General features: G+C 66.1%; 11 protein-coding genes and 2 pseudogenes. 2 read left to right on the top strand and 11 right to left on the bottom strand.

The annotated features are described in order from the left end of the window. A pseudogene (locus B2W55_RS19370) lies at nucleotides 1-1,056 on the top strand (cyclohexanone monooxygenase); the annotation flags it as partial. A 188-nt stretch (nucleotides 1,057-1,244) separates the two neighbouring features. Here B2W55_RS19370 and B2W55_RS19365 read toward each other — a convergent pair. The 11 genes and pseudogenes from B2W55_RS19365 to B2W55_RS19315 all read right to left on the bottom strand — a co-directional run bounded on the left by B2W55_RS19365 (nucleotide 1,245) and on the right by B2W55_RS19315 (nucleotide 17,210). After that, complete coding sequence (locus B2W55_RS19365; RefSeq protein ID WP_024580789.1) at nucleotides 1,245-4,547, bottom strand: carboxyl transferase domain-containing protein; 3,303 nt, start codon at nucleotides 4,545-4,547, stop codon at nucleotides 1,245-1,247. 211 nt (nucleotides 4,548-4,758) lie between these two features. Beyond that, nucleotides 4,759-5,643, bottom strand: a complete 885-nt coding sequence (locus B2W55_RS19360) for an ABC transporter permease (RefSeq protein ID WP_024580788.1) — start codon at nucleotides 5,641-5,643, stop codon at nucleotides 4,759-4,761. Then, a complete protein-coding gene (locus B2W55_RS19355) occupies nucleotides 5,640-6,596 on the bottom strand; it encodes an ABC transporter permease (protein WP_024580787.1) in 957 nt (318 codons plus the stop codon). Before B2W55_RS19355 ends, B2W55_RS19360 begins: the two co-directional genes overlap by 4 nt. 102 nt (nucleotides 6,597-6,698) lie before the next feature. Next, entirely contained in the window at nucleotides 6,699-8,246 is a 1,548-nt protein-coding gene (locus B2W55_RS19350) for an ABC transporter substrate-binding protein (RefSeq protein WP_024580786.1), read from the bottom strand. A gap of 18 nt (nucleotides 8,247-8,264) precedes the next feature. Then, nucleotides 8,265-9,270: pseudogene (locus B2W55_RS19345) on the bottom strand (ABC transporter ATP-binding protein). Further along, nucleotides 9,267-10,343, bottom strand: a complete 1,077-nt coding sequence (locus tag B2W55_RS19340) for an ABC transporter ATP-binding protein (RefSeq protein WP_024580784.1) — start codon at nucleotides 10,341-10,343, stop codon at nucleotides 9,267-9,269. Before B2W55_RS19340 ends, B2W55_RS19345 begins: the two are co-directional and overlap by 4 nt. Next, nucleotides 10,343-12,775: a CaiB/BaiF CoA transferase family protein gene (locus tag B2W55_RS19335; protein WP_024580783.1), complete on the bottom strand. Its 2,433-nt coding sequence runs from the start codon at nucleotides 12,773-12,775 to the stop codon at nucleotides 10,343-10,345. Before B2W55_RS19335 ends, B2W55_RS19340 begins: the two co-directional genes overlap by 1 nt. A gap of 186 nt (nucleotides 12,776-12,961) precedes the next feature. Continuing rightward, nucleotides 12,962-14,398 carry an amidohydrolase family protein gene (locus B2W55_RS19330; protein ID WP_244442185.1) on the bottom strand — a complete coding sequence of 479 codons (1,437 nt, stop codon included), beginning with the start codon at nucleotides 14,396-14,398 and terminating at the stop codon, nucleotides 12,962-12,964. Nucleotides 14,399-14,503: 105 nt separating this feature from the next. After that, the gene (locus B2W55_RS19325) at nucleotides 14,504-15,529 is read right to left on the bottom strand and encodes an ABC transporter substrate-binding protein (protein WP_024580781.1); all 1,026 of its coding nucleotides are present in this window, start codon (nucleotides 15,527-15,529) and stop codon (nucleotides 14,504-14,506) included. Between the two features lie 41 nt (nucleotides 15,530-15,570). Continuing rightward, nucleotides 15,571-16,347 carry an ABC transporter permease gene (locus B2W55_RS19320; RefSeq protein WP_024580780.1) on the bottom strand — a complete coding sequence of 259 codons (777 nt, stop codon included), beginning with the start codon at nucleotides 16,345-16,347 and terminating at the stop codon, nucleotides 15,571-15,573. Between the two features lie 2 nt (nucleotides 16,348-16,349). Beyond that, entirely contained in the window at nucleotides 16,350-17,210 is an 861-nt protein-coding gene (locus B2W55_RS19315) for an ABC transporter ATP-binding protein (RefSeq protein ID WP_024580779.1), read from the bottom strand. Nucleotides 17,211-17,405: 195 nt separating this feature from the next. On the opposite strand from B2W55_RS19315, the gene B2W55_RS19310 reads away from it, so the two are divergent. Then, nucleotides 17,406-18,167: a GntR family transcriptional regulator gene (locus B2W55_RS19310; protein ID WP_024580778.1), complete on the top strand. Its 762-nt coding sequence runs from the start codon at nucleotides 17,406-17,408 to the stop codon at nucleotides 18,165-18,167. The last annotated feature ends 54 nt before the right edge of the window (nucleotides 18,168-18,221 follow it).

Raw genomic sequence — 18,221 nt, 5'->3', positions numbered from 1 at the left:
ACCGGCGCCACCGGCATCCAGACCATCCAGACCATCGCCGGCGAGGTCGGCCACCTCACCGTGTTCCAGCGCACCGCCAACTGGGCGGCGCCGCTGCACAACGGCAAGATCGACGCCGAGACGCAAGGCAAGATCAAGGCCGGCTATGACGAGATCTTCGCGCGCTGCAAGGAGACCTTCGCCTGCTTCGTGCATACGCCCGATCCACGCGGCGCATTCGAGGTGAGCGAGGCGGAGCGCGAGGCGTTCTACGAGAAGCTCTATGGCGAGCGGGGTTTCGGCATCTGGCAGGGCAATTTCAAGGACATCCTGATCGATCGCGCGGCGAACGCGACCATCAGCGATTTCGTCGCACGCAAGATCCGCCAGCGCGTCAAGGACCCGGCGGTGGCCGAGAAGTTGATCCCGACCAACCACGGTTTTGGCACGCGGCGGCTGCCGCTCGAGACCTTCTATTACGAGGTCTACAACCGCGACAATGTCGAGCTGGTCGACATCAAGGAAACGCCGATCGAGCGGATCACGCCGGAGGGCATCCGCACCAGCGACAGCGATTACCCTTTCGACATCATCATCTACGCCACCGGCTTCGATGCCATCACCGGCAGTTTCGACAAGATCGATGTCCGCGGCGCCGGCCGCGCGCGGCTGAAAGAGAAGTGGACGCACGGCCCGGAAACCTATCTCGGGCTGATGGTCGACGGCTTTCCCAACATGATGATGCTGATGGGTCCGCACACCGCGCTCGGCAACATCCCGCGCAGCATCGAATACAGCGTGGACTGGGTCACCGGCCTGCTTCGCTTTGCCAAGGAGAAGGGCCTGACCTTCCTCGACGCCACGCCCGAAGGCACGTCGGCCTGGACCGATCACGTCAAGGCGCTCGGTGTCGGGCTGCTGTCGAACGAGGTGGATTCCTGGATGACCGGCATCAACCGCAACGTCGAGGGCAAGCAGACCCGTATCGTCGCCCGCTACAGCGGCAGCGCGCCGGCCTATCGCGCGCGCTGCGACGCGGTGGCGGCGGGGGGATATGCGGAGTTGCGGTTGGGCTGAACTGTCTCAGTGACGCGAGACGCCTGCCCCACTCACCGCCGTCGTCCCGGCGAAGGCCGGGACCCATACGCCGCAGCAGATGTCACTAACGGGACTCGTCGTTCCGGCATCGCACAACAGCAGCATTGGTGGTTATGGGTGCCGGCCTTCGCCGGGACGACACCGAGTTGCGCGACCCATCCCACGCATCACCACGCATCGATGCACGGCCGCTTCCGCGTCGTGCGCGGCCCAGGCTTCGGCACCGAGCGCAGGCCGGCCATGATCCAGTGCCTGGTGTCGGCGGGGTCGATCACCTCGTCGATCTCGAGCACCGAGGCGATCGAGACCGCCTTGCCGTTGGCGTAGAGCTCGGCGACCTTGGTCTGGAAATACTTCTCGCGCTCGACGGGATCCGCGATCGCCTCCATCTCCTTGCGGAAGCCGAGCCGGACATAGCCCTCCAGGCCCATGCCGCCGAACTCACCGGTCGGCCACGCCACCGTGAAGAACGAGGCGTGGAAGCCGCCGCCGATCATCGATTGCGCCCCCAAGCCATAGCCCTTGCGCAGCACGATTCCGAACAACGGCACCGTGATGCTGGCGCCGGTGACGAACATCCGCGCCACATGACGGACGATCGCGGTCTTCTCGGCCTCGGGGCCGACCATGAAGCCCGGCGTGTCGCACAGCGAGACGATCGGGATGTCGAACGCATCGCACAGCTGCATGAAGCGCGCGGCCTTGTCGCCGGCCGCCGCATCGATCGCGCCGCCGAGATGTTTTGGATTGTTGGCGATCAGGCCGAACGGCTTGCCTTCGATGCGGATGAAGGCGGTGATCATGCCGACGCCGAATTCCCTTCGGATCTCCAGCACCGAACCTTCATCGGCGAGCAGGTCGATGACGTTGCGGATGTCATAGACCCGCAGGCGGTTCTCCGGAATCGCACGGCGCAGCAGCCGCTGGTCCGGCGCCTTCCAGTCAGCGACGGCGCCCTGGAAGTAGGACAGGTATTTCTGCGCCACCGCCGTGGCCTCTTCCTCGTCCTCGACCAGGATGTCGATCACGCCATTTGGAGATTGGAACGAGACCGGGCCGACCTCGGCCGGGTGATAGACGCCGAGCCCGCCGCCCTCGATCATCGCCGGGCCACCCATGCCGATCGAAGCATTTTTGGTGGCGATGATGACGTCGCAGACGCCGAGCATTGCGGCATTGCCGGCAAAGCAATAGCCCGAGACCACGCCGACCACCGGCACCAGCCCGGAGAGTTTTGCGAACTGCACGAAGGACGGGCCGTCGAGGCCGGTCATGCCGAGCCGGTCGGTGTCGCCGGGACGGCCGCCGCCACCCTCGGCATAGAACACCAGCGGCAGCCGCCACTGCTCGGTCAGCGAGAGCATGCGGTCGATCTTCTTGTGGTTCATGTGGCCCTGGGTGCCGGCCAGCACGGTGTAGTCGTAGGAGATCACCATGCAGCGCGCGCCTTCGGGGCCGAAATCCCTGGCGTTGACGGTGGCGACGCCCGATATCAGGCCATCGGCCGGGGTGTTCTTGATCAGGTCCTCGACCTTGCGGCGGCGGCGCTGCGCCGCGATCGCGAGCGAGCCGTATTCGACGAACGAGCCTTCATCGACCAGTTGCGCGATATTCTCGCGCGCGGTGCGCTGGTTGGTCTTGCGGCGGCGCTCCACCGAGGCCGGGCGGTTCTCGTCCAGCGTGATCGCCTTGCGCGCGATCAGCTCGGCGAGATCGGGACGGATGTGATCGAGATCGATCGCGGCCTCTTCCGCCGCGTGATGGCCATCGACCTCGGCCGGCTCGAGATACAGGATCGGATCGCCATGCATCAACGTGACGCCGACGCCGCCCGCGACCTTCGTCACCCGGCCGCCATGTGGTGCCGCGACCAGATGCTCCATCTTCATCGATTCCAGCACCGCAATCTGCTGGCCGGGTCGCACCAGATCACCTTCCGCGACCTCGATCGCCACGATCGTGCCCTGCAACGGCGCGGGCACCGGGAGCGAGCCTTTCGGCGCGGCTTCGATCACGACAGCCTTGGCCGTAGCCGCCTCGCTCACCTCGACCAGCGGCGCGGCGAGCTCCTTCGCGGTGCCGACCAGCGCCGCGACATGGCTGTCGATGAAGCCGGTGCTGATCTTGTTCCTTGCAAAGCTCTGGTGCGCGAGGATCGCGCTGAGGAACGGGATGTTGGTGGCGACGCCGCCGATGCGGAATTCGCGCAAGGTGCGCGATGCCTTGTGCACCACGTCGGTCCATTTCGGGCTCGGCGAATGCACGATGACCTTGGCCAGCAGCGAGTCGAACGCGGCGCTGGTCCGATAGCCGGAATAGCCGAACGTATCGACCCGGACGCCGGGACCGGAGGGCAGGTCGAACACGCTGAGCGTGCCTCCTGTCGGTTTGGTCTGCCCCTTCTCGTCCATCACCTCCATGTTGACGCGGAGCTGCATGGCGTAGCCGCGCGGCAGTGGCACTGAGGCTTGCGCAAGCCCGAGCGAGGCCAGCGTGGCACCGGCGGCGACCGCGAGCTGCGACCGCACCAGGTCGACGCCGAGCACTTCCTCGGTCACGGTATGCTCGACCTGGAGCCGCGGATTGGCCTCGATGAAGGCGAATGCGCCCTCGCCTTCGCTTGCATCATCGTCGACCAGGAATTCGAAGGTGCCGAGATTGTCGTAGTGCGCGGCGGTCGCGAGCTGCCTGGCCGCTTCGATGATGCGCCCGCGCAGGCTCTCACTCAGCGACGGGCTCGGCGCCACCTCGATGAGCTTCTGGTTGCGGCGCTGGATGGTGCATTCGCGCTCCCAGAGATGGCTGATCGCGCCATGGCGGTCGCCGATGATCTGCACCTCGATATGCCGCGCCTTGCGGATCAACCGCTCGACGTAAACCGCATCGCTGCCGAACGCCGCCTTGGCCTCGGACTGGCAGCGCGTATAGGCTTCGTCGAGCTTGGCCAGGTCCTCGACCACGCGCATGCCGCGGCCACCGCCGCCGGCGATCGCCTTGATCATCACGGCAGCATTGGCGCCGAGCGAGGTGAAGAACGCCTTCGCCTCGTCAAGTGACGTCGCGCCCGAGGTGCCAGCGATGATCGGCACGCCGCATGTCTTCGCCAGCGCCTTCGCCTTGGCCTTGTCACCGAACAGGTCGAGCGCTTCGGGGGATGGACCGACGAAAGTGATCTTCTCCTCGGCACAGCGTCGCGCAAGCCCGGTGTTCTCGCTGAGGAAGCCGTAGCCTGGATGCAGCGCGTCGCAGCCGGCGGCCTTGGCCGCCGCGATGACAGCTTCGATGTCGAGATAGGCCCGCGCGCCGCGGCCGGGGATTTCCCGCGCCTCATCGGCGGAGCGGACATGCAGCGAGGCCGCATCATCGGCGGGATAGATCGCGACCGTGGCAAGGCCGCTATCGGCCGCCGCGCGGGCAATGCGGATCGCGATCTCGCCGCGGTTGGCAATCAGCAATTTCTTGAAGGACATGGGTGGTTCCGTGAGTTGCTCACCTCGCCCCGCTTGCGGGGAGAGGTCGAAGCCGAAGCGAAGCGTAGGCTTCGGGTGAGGGGGACTCTCCGCGAACCCGCTTGTGGAGAATCCCCCTCACCCGAAATTCGCGCTGCGCGCAAATTTCGACCTCTCCCCGCAAGCGGGGCGAGGTGAACGAGCACGCGCGGCCAGGAGACATGATCATGCTCTAACGATCCTTCATCGTGGGATCGAGGACGACACGCAAGGATTCTCCCAGCGCATTGAACGCCAGGGAGACGACGAGAATGGCAAGGCCCGGCGCATACATCTGCTCGGGCGCAATCTCCATGTATTGATAGGCACGCGCCAGCATGGCGCCCCAGCTCGGATCCGGCGGCTGGATGCCGAGGCCGAGGAACGACAGGCTGGCTTCCGCCAACAGCGCGGCGGCGAGCAGCAAGGTCACCTGCACGATGACCGGCTGCAACGTGTTCGGCAGCACGTGGCGCCACAGGATGTGCCAGGTCGGCGCGCCAAAGCCCCTGGACGCATCGACATAGAGCTCCTGCCGCACGATCAACGTGCGGGCGCGGACGATGCGGGCCAGCGCCGGAAACATCGTGATGCCGATCGCGATCATGCCGTTGGTGAGCCCGATGCCGAGCGCGCCGGTCACCGCGATCGCCAGCACGATGGCCGGGAATGACAGGAAGGTGTCGATGATGCGGCTGACGATGTCGTCGATCCAGCCGCCGAAATAGCCGGCGATCAGGCCGACCGGCAGCCCGATCAGGACCGCGACGCCGACCGCGAGCAGGCTGGCATAGACGGTGGCCGGCGCGCCGTAGATCAGGCGCGAGAACACATCGCGGCCGAGATCATCGGTGCCGAGCAGATGCGCAGGCCCGGGCGGCGCCAGCATGTTGTTGACGTCCTGCGCAGTCGGCGCGTAGGGCGCGATCCAGGGCGCGCCGATCGCGACGATGACCAGCACTGACAGCACCAGGATCGACAGCGCGGCCCGGAGGTCACCGGCGAGCCAGCGCAGCAGACGCCGCAGCCGGGTCGGCCTGGCCGGCGCCTTCGAGGACGCGAGCGCGGTATCGGTCATTGCTCGATCCTTGGATCGATCGCCGCGCATAGCAGATCGGCGATCAGGTTCACCGCGATCACCACCACCACCATGGTGAAGACGACGCCCTGCACGATCGGGAAATCGCGCTGGATCGCGCCGCGCACGATCAGGCTGCCGAGCCCGGGGATCGCGAACACCGCTTCGATCACCACGGTCGCAGCCAGCATGCGGTTGACCAGGAGGCTGATGATCGTCAGCAGATTGACGCCGACATTCTTCAGCCCGTGCTGCCAGAGGATGCGGGACATCGATAGCCCCTTGGCATGCAGGGTGCGGACATATTGCGACGACAGCACCTCCAGCAACGCACCGCGGAGCTGGCGTGCCACCTCCGCCATGCCGTAGGCCGCGATCGCGATCCCCGGCAGCAGCGCGTGCCTGATCGCATCGATCGGCGAGGCGCTGAAGGATTTCGCGCCGGTCGCCGGCAGCCAGTTCAGCTTCAGCGAGAATTCCGCGACCAGGATCATCGCCAGCCAGAAGCCGGGCACCGCGACGCCGAGCGAGGCGATCATGCTGATCAGCTTGTCGATCCAGCCGTTCGGCTTGATCGCGGCGATCACGCCCATCGGGATGCCGGTCGCCAGCGCCAGCACCAGCGCGATCACGACGATCAGCAGCGTGTTCGGGAAGGCGCGCCCGATCGAATCGGCGACCTTCTCGCCGGTCAGCAGCGATTGCGAGAGATCGCCCTGCACGACATGGCCGAGCCAGGCGCCATATTGCACCAGGAACGGCCGGTCCAGACCATAGAGCTGCCTGATCTCGGTGATCCGCGCATCGGTGGCGTTGTCGCCTGCCAACGTCACGGCGATGTCGCCGGGCACCAGCTTGAGCAGCGCGAACACCATCAAGGTCGCGAGCACGATCACGGGCAGCGCCTGCAACAGGCGGCTGCCGATGACCTTGACTGGTGACCGTCGCGCCATCGTTAAAGCACGATGAGATTGTGATGGAACATCATCGTGCTCTAACTCCTTTTCTGAGCATGATCATTTTTGGAAAACCGCTTCGCACTTTTCCGGATCATGCTAGCTCTCCAGCCAGACGTCGTCGTATTTCGGCTTGCCGAGCAGGTTCGGCCGATAGCCTTGCACCTTCTTGTTCATGGCAACCAGCTCGAACTGGAACGCCAGCGGCACCACGAAGGCGTTCTCCATCACCAGCCGCTGCACCGCGGCGAAGGCCTTGCGCCTGACCTCGATATCCTCAGAGGCCCGCGAGTCCTTGATCGCGGCCTCGAGCTCCGGAGGCACGCCCGCGCGGCCGGCATTGAAATAGGCGTCCTTGGTGAACATCAGCGAATAGGTCAGGCTCGGGTCGGGCCGCCCGGTCCAGGCCGAGAGCAACCCGGCGCCCTTCTTCTCCGCACCGAAGAAGGCGGCAGAGGCTTCCGCGACCGTGCCGTTGACGAACTTCACGTTGATACCGGCCTTGCGCAATTGCTCGATCAGGATCTCCTCGCGCTGCACCGAATCCTGATCGGTGTAGCCACCGATCTCGATCGGGGTGCCTTCCTTGAAGCCGGCCTCGGCGAGCAGCTTGCGTGCCTTGTCGGGATCGTAGGGATAGAGTTTCGCGACCTCGGCATCATAGGCCCAGTGCGCCTTGGGCAGGTTCATGTAGGCCGGCTCGGCCAGGCCTGCGAGCGCGGCCTTGACAAAGGCCTCGCGATCGATCGCAAAGTTCAGCGCCTGGCGGACCTTGACGTTGTCGAACGGCGGCTTCGCCCAGTTCAGGAAGATCTGGAACACATAGAGCGTCGGGCCGTGCACCACCTTGACGCTCGACGCGCGTTCGATGATCGCCTTCTGCCGCGGCGGCAGCTGATAGATCAGGTCGTTCTGGCCCGCCGAGACCGAGCGTGCGCCCGTCGTCAGCTCCGGAATGATCGAGAATTCGATGCCGTCGGGATAGGGCCGGTTCGGCTTCCAGTATTTCTCGTTGCGCTTGACCACGATCTTCTCGCCGTCGGCCCAGCTCACGAAGGCGTAGGCGCCGGCGCCGACCGGCTTGCGGGTCACGACGCCGCCGTCGGCCGCCTTTAATGCCGTCGGCGACACCATCATGCCGGCGCGATCGGACAGGATGCCCGGCAAGGCCGTATCCGGCGTCTTCAGTTTCAGCGTGACCTGCTGCGGGCCGGTGACCTCGACCGCGTCGACCGACAGCAGATCGGCCTTGATGTTCGACTTCGCATCGCTGCGGTTGCGATCGAGGTTGAATTTCACGGCTTCCGCATCGAGCGGCGTACCATCATGGAAGGTGACCCCCGAGCGGATGTTGAGCACCAGCGTATTGGGATCGGTGAACTTCCAGCTCTCGGCAAGTCCCGGCTTCGGCTTCAGCGTCTCGAATTCCCACTCGACCAGCGTGTCGTACATCGTGAACAGGAAGGCGTGGTCGGAGCCGGCGCCGCCGGTGGCGGGGTCGAGGCTCGACGGATTGGCCGGCGCCGAGATCCGCAAGGTGCCGCCCTTCTTCGGCGCGGCTTGCGCGAACACGCGGCCGCCGATGGTCGTGCTGGCCAGTGCGCCCGAGAGCAACGCCATCACCTCGCGTCGTGTCGTCATTGTCATGGCATCCCTCCGGTGCGTTCAATTGGGCGAAAAATTCGGGCGGTCGGCGAAGTGGCAGGCCACCCAGTGATCGGGCTTCAGCTCGCGCCACTCCGGCACGCGCTCGGTGCAGAGCGGCTGCGCATGCGGGCAACGGGTGCGGAAACGGCAGCCCGACGGCGGATCGATCGGGCTCGGCACTTCGCCTTGCAGCACGATGCGGCTATCCTGCCGCATCGACGACGGCAGCGGCCGTGGCTCTGCCGAGAGCAGCGCGATCGTGTAGGGATGCAGCGGCCGCTCGGCGACCTCCTCGGTCGGGCCGAGCTCGACGAACTGGCCGAGATACATCACCGCGACACGCTCGCTGATATGCGACACCACGGCGAGATCATGGGTGATGAAGACGTAGGTCAGGCCGAGGTCGCGTTGCAGATCGGCGAACAAGTTGAGCACGTCGCCGCGGATCGACATGTCGAGCGCCGCCACCACCTCGTCGCAGACGATCAGTTTCGGCTTCAGGGTCAGCGCGCGGGCGATCACGACGCGCTGCTTCTGGCCGCCGGACAGCTGATTGCGGATAGCGCTCGCCGAATTCCTGCGGCAGGCCGACGCGCTCCAGCGCCTCCCTCGCCTGCCGCTCGCGCGCAGCACGGTCGCCGATGCGGGCGAGCTCCAGCGGCTCCAGCACCGAGGCCAGGATGGTCATGCGCGGGTTCAGCGCGGCGTTCGGGTCCTGGAAGATGATCTGGTAGTCGCGGCGGTGGTGCTGGAATTGCCCGCGCGACAGCGCCAGCGGATCGATGCCGTCATGCAGGATGGCGCCGGCGCTGGGTTTCAGCAGGAACACCAGCGCGCGGCCGATCGTGGTCTTGCCCGATCCGGACTCGCCGATGATGCCGAAGGTCTCGCCGCGCCGGACGTCGAAATTGACGCCGTCGACCGCCTTCACGGTGGCGCGGCGGTCCGAGGTCTGGAAGCGGACCTGGAGGTCACGCACCGAGATAATGGCGTCGCGGCGGGGCTCGGGAGTGGCTGCGGTCATTGGCGCGCGACCCTCGCGCCTGTGGCAGTGTCGGGCGGATGCAGCGCGCCGGGCAGATTGAGCTCGGCGAAGCGATGGCAGCGCACCTTGCGGCCGCCGCCGGCGTCCTGCAATGCCTGCTCCGTCTCGCAGCCTTTCGCCGCATGCGCGCAGCGGGCGCGGAAGCGGCAGCCGGCCGGCATCTCGGCAATCGACGGCACCCGGCCCGGGATCGACGGCAGCCGGCCGTGGCGCGGGCTCAAATGCGGCAGCGAGCGCAGCAGGCCCGACGTATAGGGATGCAGCGGCCGCACCAGCGCCTCGTCGACGGTGGCGTCCTCGATCACCTCGCCGGCATACATCGTGATCATGCGCGTGCAGGTTTCGGCAACGACGCCGAGATCGTGGGTGATCAGCATCAGTGCGGTCTTCGAGGTCTCGCTGATGTCGCGCAGCAGTTCGAGGATCTGCGCCTGCACGGTGACGTCGAGCGCGGTGGTCGGCTCGTCCGCGATCAGCAGTTGCGGCCCGCAGATCAGGCTGGCGGCGATCATCACGCGCTGGCGCATGCCGCCGGAGAGCTGATGCGGATAGTCGTCGATCCGCCGCTCCGGCGAGGCGATGCCGACGCGGCGCAGCATCTCCAGCGTCTTCGCGCGCGCTTCCTCATGGGAAACATCGGTATGAACGCGCAACGTCTCGGCGATCTGGTGGCCGACGGTGAACACCGGATCGAGCGCGCTCATCGGTTCCTGGAAGATCATCGCGATGCGCTTGCCGCGGATGGCACGCATCTGCCGCGTGCTGCATGACGCCAGGTCGGTGCCGTCGAACAGGATCTTGCCGTCGAGCCCGGCAAAATTGCCCGGCAACAGGCGCAGGATCGACAGCCCGGTGATGGTCTTGCCGCAACCGCTCTCGCCGACGATGCCGATCCGCTCGCCGGGCGCGACGTCGAAGTCGATCCGGCGCGTTGCCTGCCAGATGCCCTGCGAGGTCTTGAAACGGATGCCGAGCCCACGCACGGACAGCAGCGGCCGCGCGCCGTCGCGCGCACCGTCCGCCTTGCGCTGTGCCGGTTGGCCGGTTTCCATCAGCCCGCCGCCCGCTTGTTCTCTTTCACCAACTGCTCATCCATCAGCATCTCGGTGCCGATGATGCCCTCACGCGCGAGCTCGTCGAGCTCGGCATCGGAGAGGCCGAGCATGCCGCCGAGGATCTCGCGGTTATGCTCGCCGAGCGTCGGCGGCACCGAGCGGATCGCGAACGGCGCATCGCCTTCGCGGAACGGCATCGATGGCTGCGGATGCCTGCCGATGAAGGCGCGGTCGACGTCCTGGATGAAGCCACGGGCATGCAGCTGCGGATCTTTCAGAAGATCGATCGGCAGCCGTGCCACGCCCGACGCGACGCCGGCGGATTGCAGCACACCCATCGCCGCATCGGCATCGCGCGTCGAGGTCCAGGCCGTGATCGCAGCCTCGATCTCGGCCTCGATGGCACGACGGCCCGCGGCACTTCTGAGCGTCTCCGCCGTCGCCCAGTCCTCGCGGCCGAGCAGCCGCGCGAGCTTTGGCCACATCGCATCGTCCGAGACCGCGACCATGATCCAGTTGTCGTCGCCGGCACAGCGGAAACAGCCATGCGGCACGAAGTCCGGGTGGCGGTTGCCATGCTTCGCCGGCGGTTTGCCGTCGACCGAATGCGCCACGATCCAGGGCGCGGCAAACGGCATCATGCATTCGATCTGCGCGAGATCGATGAACTGGCCCTGCCCGGTCAGCCTGGCGTGGATCAACGCGGTCAACACCGCGGCCGCGCCGTTGAGGCCGCCGACCGCGTCACCGAATGCGGTGTGGCTCATCACCGGCGGCCCGCCGGCATCGCCGACCACGCTCGGCAGGCCGGAGCCCTGCTCCAGCGTCGAACCATAGGCGCGGCAATCGCGATGCACGCTGCCGGCGCCGAACGCCGACATCGACATCATCACGAGCTTCGGATTGATCTTGCTCAGCACGTCGTAGCCGAGGCCGAGCTTGGGCAGCACCTCGACCGAGTAATTGTCGACCACGAGATCGGCATCGGCGAGCAGGCGCTTGGCCAGCGCAAGCCCCTTCGGCCGCGTCAGGTCCAGCGTGATGCCGCGCTTGTTGCGGTTCATGATGCAGTAGCGCAGCTGCTTCTCGTACATCTGCTCCAGCACATAGGCCGGGCGGCGGTCGACGCCGCGCCACCAGTCCGGATACTGGATCGCCTCGATCTTGATGACGTCGGCGCCGAGATCGGCCAGCGTGCGGGTGCAGATCGGTCCCGCCCAGCCCATCGAGAAGTCGACCACACGAACACCTTCGAGCGGCAGGCGGTTGGTCGCGGATGGCTTCGGCACCGGCACGCGCGGCGCGGCGGTACGCCCGGCCTGCGGCTCGCCGATGTCAGGCACGCGGCCTCCCGGCAGCGGCGGCGTCGCCGTCAACCGCTGCACCGTGCCGCAGGAAAAGCCGGACTCGTCGCCGATCGTGATCGGCACGATGGCGCCGCGCGCACGCTTCTCCTGATCCGCGATGAGATCCGCTATCTCCGGCACCGGCACGATCGGGATCTTGCGCTTGAGACTTTCGGCAAACCATTCCTGCGCGGTGCGCTGCTTTAGCTTCGGCAGGATCTTGCCTTCGATCTCGGCGACGCGTTGCAGCCGATCGACGCCCATGAACAGCGTCGGATCGTCGCGCAGCTCGGTCAGGCCCAGCATCTCGCAGAACGAACGCCACTGCGCCGGGGTCACCGTGGTGACGCCGAGCCAGCCCTGCTTGGTCTGGTAGATGCCGACCGGAAAGGTCGGCCAGAACCGGTTGACGCCGATCCGCCGCATGATGTCGCCGCGCGAGAACGATTCGAACATGATGTATTCGGTGACGGCGATGCTGGCCTCGAATTGGCTGAGATGGCTGATCCGACCGCGCCCATCCTGCATGCGACCGAGCACGGAGGACGCGGTTGCGATGAAGCCCCACAGCCCGCCGAGAATGCCGACCTGGAAATCCGGCGCGTGCATCGGCGGCCCCTGCTCGGGCCCGACCAGCTTCACCAGTCCGGCGAGCGCCCGGATCGTCGAGTCGGTCGCGACGAAATCGGCATAGGGACCGCGATCGCCGAACCATGCGAGATCGAGATGGATCAGGCCGGGATTATCGCGCTTGAGCGCGGCGAGATCGATGTCGGGACAATCGGCTGCGGCGATGCCACGCCCGTCGAGCAGGATGTCGCATCCGGCGACCAACTCGCGCAAGCGCGCGGCGGCATTGGCCTCATGCTTGTCGAGAACGACGCTCGACTTGTTGAAATTGAGAAACGCAAACCATGCGCTGTGGCCTTGCGGCGTCAGCGGCGCGGTGCGTCGAAGCGGATCGCCCGCGGGCGGCTCGATCTTCTGCACGTCGGCGCCGAAATCGGCGAACAGCCGCGCGCAATAGCTCGTCGCCGCAGCGCTTCCGATCTCCACTATCCGCAAATGCGACAACGCGCCCATCAGGCTTCCTCGCGAGCAACATGACCAGCCGGTGACGGAGCGACTGACTCAATTTCTTGTTGCCGATCTTGAAGCCGCGCGGACTGTGTGATGCAAGTGGAATTTTCTTCCACTTGACGGAATTAACGCGCGTTCGACTGCGCTTCGACCGCATCTTGCGCTCGGCGTGAAGCGACGATTGCGCCGCTAATTGCAGGTGAGCTGCGCCTCGAACCAGTGTTGCAGCGCGTTCGAAAGTCGCGGCCATGCGCGCAAGACATGCGCGTATGTGGCGCAGTTCGCGCGATGGATCCCGCGCAGTTCCTGCTCGATGGCCGGAAGATCAACACCAAGGCACCGGCCTGCCTTGGCGACGGTGCGACCATCGACCACAAGCCGATCGACCAGCGACGCATTGCCGCGCGCGAACAGCAGATCGAGCGGATCGGCGTCGAGAATCTGATCGCGTTCGAGGCGGTCGAGATCGATGCTGACGAAATCGGCCGGCGCACCGACGGCAAGCTCGCCCGTTCCCGGCGCGCCGACGGCACGGCGGCCATTGCGGATCGCGAGCGCGAAGAATTCCGGCACCGTCCAGCCGCGCTTGAAGCCGAGGCCGCCGTGCATCATCTGCACCAGCCGCATCTCGCGCAGGATGTCATCGTCTTCATCGAGCGCCAGACCATCGACGCCGACCGCGATCGCGCAGCCGCGTTCGTGCGCCGCGGCGATCGGCGCCAGTCCCGAGCGCAGATGCAGATTGGACGAGAAATTGGTGACGATGCGGGCGCCGGACGCCGCGATCATCTCGATCTCGTCGGGCCGCGCGTGGATGCAATGCGCCAGCGTCAGCCGTTCCGAAAGCAGGCCGATATCGCGGAGATAGCGGACGATGCCGCCGGGAAAATACTGATCGGCCCACCTGCGTTGATAGATCGTCTCGAGCAGATGCATGTGAACCCGGCGGCCGGTCTGCGCGGAGTTTTCGGCGACCGCCTCCAGCAGCGGCTTCGAGCACCACTGCACGCCGGCGGGACCGAGCTGCACATCGACCTTCGGCCCGGCGATCGCCGCGGCGATGGCATCGGTCAGCTCGATATAGGCTTTCGGCGACATCGGGGCCCGAACGAACAACTGCTCGATCGTGCTGCGGTCGTCGCCGGCGAGCGCTGCGAGCACCGGCTCGCTGTCGCCATAGACGATCGGGTTCTGGTCGCGCACCGCGATCGCAAACGCGATGCGGATGCCGACGTCGCCGGCGGCGCGCGCGATCGCCCGGGCTTCCTCGACCAGCGGCATGGTGCCGCTCGGACGCGTGTAGTGCACCATCATCGCGGCGCAGCCGGCCTGCGCCGCACGAGCGAACGCCGCGGCCGCGGCCAGATAGGGATCGACCGGCGTGCCCAGCACCGTGCGCAGGATCCAGCCTTCCAAGGGCATGCCGACCGCGCCGAAGCTCGACGCCCGCGGGCGGGCATGGTCGTGGGCGTTGACGAAGGCGGGCAGGATCAGGCAGCGCGGGCCGGTCGCGGGGCTCGCGGCTGCGGAGAGATCGGTGATGACGCCGGCGTCATGGTGGAGCACGACGTCGTTGCGGATGCCGCCCTCGGGACCGGAGAACAAGCGGGTTGTCGTGACGTCCATCGCAACGTCCTCCGCCGTCATTGCGAGGATCGAAGCGACGAAGCAATCCAGCTATCCCGAGCCGAGACCTGGATTGCTTCGCTTCGCTCGCAATGACGGGCTATGTCAATTCGCGGTGTACACCAACTCCCGCTCCGCCCGCGGTGGCAGGAAATCGCGCGAAAACACTTCGGCCGGGGTCGGCGTGCGGGCGAGCTGGTAGCCTTCGACGATGAAGCCGATGGCGCGGGCCATGCGGTCGTCCTTGACGTCGCCGATGCCGATCTCCTTCATCTCCGGCGAGACGATCAGCTTCTCGAAGGAATATTGCAGCCGGCGCTTCTCGACGTCGACATTGATCAGATTGTCGTAGTTGAGCGCGGCCTTCATGGCGGCGTTCTGGTCCTTGGCGACCGCGATCGCGCCCTTGTTGATGGCGCGGACGAGGCCCGCCACCGCCTTCGGGTTCGACGCGATCAGCTTGCGCGACACCATCACGCCGTTGGAATAGAGATCGAGCCCGTAGTCGCCGAACGAGAACCATTTGAAGTCCTTGTCGGGGTCCTGGCGGTTCAGCACCAGGTTGAAATAGCTCGTGATGTTGAACACCAGCGCGGCGTCGATGTCGCCCTTGATCAGCATCGGCTCTTGCAGGTTCGGCGCCATGTTGGAGATCTTGATCTTGTCGCCGTCGAGCCCGTTCTTGTGCACGAACACCGGCAGCAGCCGCGTGGTCGGCGTGCCCTGCGCGCCGCCCAGCGTATGGCCCTCGAAATCCTTGATCGACTTGATGCCGCTCGAATTCTTGGCGACGATCGCGAACGGCGGCTGGTTCCACATCATGTAGACCATCACAGGCGCATCCTGCGGCTTGGTCGCGGCGTTCTGGATGATCGCATTGACGTCGCCGAAGCCTGCGTCGTAGGCGCCCGACATGATGCGCGTCACCGTGGCGCCGGAGCCCTCGCCCTGGTCGATCACGACGTTGAGGCCTTCCTCCTTGAAGTAGCCGTGATCCTTGGCGTAGAAGAACGCGGCATCCGAGCCTTGCGTCTTCCAGCCCAGCGTGAACTTGATGGTGGCTTCCTCGGCGCGTGCGGGCGCGGCGACCATGGCAAGTCCCAGCAACGCAGCGCTTATTGTCTTCAGCATGACGACCTCCTCAACTTCAGTGAATGGCGATGGCGTGAGACTCAGGTGGCGATGACATTGTCCTTGCGTGTCGCCCAGCCCGTCACCTGGCCCTCGATCAGCGAGAACAGCACGTAGAGCGCGACGCCGAGCCCGGCGAGCACGAACAGCCCGGCGAACACCAGCGGCACGTTGAAATTGGAGGATGCGGTCATCATCACATTGCCGATGCCGCGGTTCGAGGCGACGGTCTCCGACAGCACCGCGCCGACGAACGCGTAGGACACCGCGACCTTCAGCGAGGCGAAGAAGAACGGCATCGCGCGCGGCAGCCCGACATTCCACAGGATGTCGAACTTGCTGGCGCCGAGCGCCTTCAGGACATCCTCGAGCTCCGGCTCGGTGGTGGCGAGGCCGGTTGCGATGTTGACGACGATCGGAAAGAAGCAGATCGACAGCGAGGTCAGTACTGCCGGCACCGTGCCGGAGCCGAACCACAGCATGAAGATCGGCACCACAGCGACCTTCGGGATCGACGAGAACCCGACCAGCAGCGGATAACAGGTGTCGTAGGCGGTTTTCGACACCCCGATCACGGCACCGAGCGCGACGCCGAGGGCCACGCCGAGCACGAAGCCGATCATCGTGGTCACCAGCGTCTGCACGATATGCGGCCACAGGATCGGGAATTTCTCGAACAGCGTGACGAAGACCTGCGACGGCCGCGGCAGCACCAGGTCCGACATCCCCGTCATCACGCAGAACAGTTCCCAGGCGACGAAGAACAGCACGATCAACGCGGCGGACCAGGCCTTCTGCCGGATATCTGACACGGACATGGTCAGGCTCCCTCTCGCGCGGCGCTGCGCGCATCGACGATGAAGGCGCGGAGCTTCTGGTTGAGCGCGACGAAATCCGGCTCGAAGGTCATCGCCACGGTGCGCGGCCGGGCAAAGTCGACCCGGGAGTCATCGAGGATGCGGCCGGGCCGCGCGCTCATCACGCAGATGCGGCTGGCCAAAAAGCCGGCCTCGCGCAGATCGTGGGTCACCAGCAGCACGGTCGGCTTGTGGGTCATCCAGAGCGCTTGCAGGATTCCCCACAGCTCCTCGCGGGTGAACTGGTCGAGCGCGCCGAACGGCTCGTCGAGCAGCAGCATGCGCGGCTCGTGGATCAGCGCGCGGCACAGATTGGCACGCTGGAGCATGCCGCCGGAAAGCTGCCAGGGATAGCGGCCGCCAAAGCCCTTCAACCCGACCTGCTCGAGCAGCGCATTGGCCTTGTCACGGAATTCGGTCTTGCGCAGCCTGCGGAACTGCGAGCGGAACGGCTCGACGATCTTCAGCGGCAGCATGATGTTCTTTTCGATCGTCATCCACGGCAGCATGGTCGGGTTCTGGAACGCCATGCCGACCCGCATCGCGCGCGCCGCGACCTCGCGGCCACCGACGATGACGACACCGGTGGTCGGCCGCGCCAGGCCTGAGACCAGCCGCAGGATTGTGGACTTGCCGCAGCCGGACGGCCCGACCAGCACGACGAACTCGCCGTCGGCGATCCGCAGCGTAGTGGTCGACAGAGCCGGCACGGCGCGGGCGCCGCGGCCGAAGGTGACGGAGGCTTCCGACAGCTCGATGGCAGTCGGCGCGGAATCGGCGGCCATCGGCTCGGCGGCGAATTCGGAATTTGGTTGCATGCGCATCACGAGCAAAGTGCATGCAAGCTGGATGCCAGCAGTCGCCCCGTTGAAAATCAAGGGGATCGCGCGGGCGGCGCCCGCAACGCCGGATTCCTTTTAGGCAATCCACAGCCCAAACTGCATGCAATTGGGGCGCCCGATTGTTTTGCCGGTATGATAGAGACGACTTGAAGCAGCTTTCGAGAAGGATTCGCGGCAATGGCGGCGCGTGCCGACACCAGCAAGACGGCTGAATCGTCCGACAAGGTCAGCGTGATCTGCCGCGCGCTGCGGCGGGCGATCATCGAGCAGGCGCTGGAGCCCGGCGCAAAACTGCCCGAGGACTCGCTGGGCGAACGCTTCGGCGTCAGCCGCACCATCGCGCGGCATGCGCTCGGGCAACTTGCGGCCGAAGGCCTGGTCGAGCTGCGCCGCAACCGCATCGCCGTAGTGGCGACGCCGAGCTGGCAGGAGGCGCGCGATGCCTTCGACATCCGCATCGAGCTGGAGCGGCTGGTGGTGCGGCAACTCGCGGGCAAGCTGACCAAGGCACAGATCGCCGAACTGACCGCCCATGTCGACGCCGAGGATCGCGCCCGCGACGGCACCGACGCGGTATCGATCCGGCTCGCCACCGAATTCCACATCCTGCTCGCCCACATGACGAGCAGCCCGATCCTGGTACGCTATGTCAGCGAGGTCGCCTATCGCTGCTGCCTGACGCTGTCGCTGTACAGCCGGCCGCATTCATCGGAATGCGCGATCAACGAGCACCGTGCGATCATCGGAGCGCTGGTGAAGGGCGACGCCGACAAGGTGATGGGGTTGATGCACAGCCATCTGGACTCGGTCGCGACCCGCGCCCTCGTCGCGCCGACACCGCAGCGCGGCCGGGATCTGCTGGATATTCTGGCGCCCTATGCCGATGAGGCGAGCGGCGACCGGGTGGTGAAGCTGCCGAAGGCAGCGCGGGGAAGGTAACCCCATTTCGGCGTCATAGCCCGGCCGTGACCGGGCGATCCAGTATTCCAGAGG

Origin of the sequence: Bradyrhizobium sp. UBA2491, from assembly GCF_002341725.1 — a bacterium.
Lineage (GTDB): Bacteria > Pseudomonadota > Alphaproteobacteria > Rhizobiales > Xanthobacteraceae > Bradyrhizobium.
This window is presented reverse-complemented; position numbering and strand designations above follow the sequence as displayed.

Excerpts from the sequence above, each read along its gene's own strand:
- B2W55_RS19365 (WP_024580789.1), bottom strand. The coding sequence starts at position 4,547 with ATGTCCTTCAAGAAATTGCTGATTGCCAACCGCGGCGAGATCGCGATC.
- B2W55_RS19360 (WP_024580788.1), bottom strand. The coding sequence starts at position 5,643 with ATGACCGATACCGCGCTCGCGTCCTCGAAGGCGCCGGCCAGGCCGACC.
- B2W55_RS19355 (WP_024580787.1), bottom strand. The coding sequence starts at position 6,596 with ATGGCGCGACGGTCACCAGTCAAGGTCATCGGCAGCCGCCTGTTGCAG.
- B2W55_RS19350 (WP_024580786.1), bottom strand. The coding sequence starts at position 8,246 with ATGACAATGACGACACGACGCGAGGTGATGGCGTTGCTCTCGGGCGCA.
- B2W55_RS19340 (WP_024580784.1), bottom strand. The coding sequence starts at position 10,343 with ATGGAAACCGGCCAACCGGCACAGCGCAAGGCGGACGGTGCGCGCGAC.
- B2W55_RS19335 (WP_024580783.1), bottom strand. The coding sequence starts at position 12,775 with ATGGGCGCGTTGTCGCATTTGCGGATAGTGGAGATCGGAAGCGCTGCG.
- B2W55_RS19330 (WP_244442185.1), bottom strand. The coding sequence starts at position 14,398 with ATGGACGTCACGACAACCCGCTTGTTCTCCGGTCCCGAGGGCGGCATC.
- B2W55_RS19325 (WP_024580781.1), bottom strand. The coding sequence starts at position 15,529 with ATGCTGAAGACAATAAGCGCTGCGTTGCTGGGACTTGCCATGGTCGCC.
- B2W55_RS19320 (WP_024580780.1), bottom strand. The coding sequence starts at position 16,347 with ATGTCCGTGTCAGATATCCGGCAGAAGGCCTGGTCCGCCGCGTTGATC.
- B2W55_RS19315 (WP_024580779.1), bottom strand. The coding sequence starts at position 17,210 with ATGCGCATGCAACCAAATTCCGAATTCGCCGCCGAGCCGATGGCCGCC.
- B2W55_RS19310 (WP_024580778.1), top strand. The coding sequence starts at position 17,406 with ATGGCGGCGCGTGCCGACACCAGCAAGACGGCTGAATCGTCCGACAAG.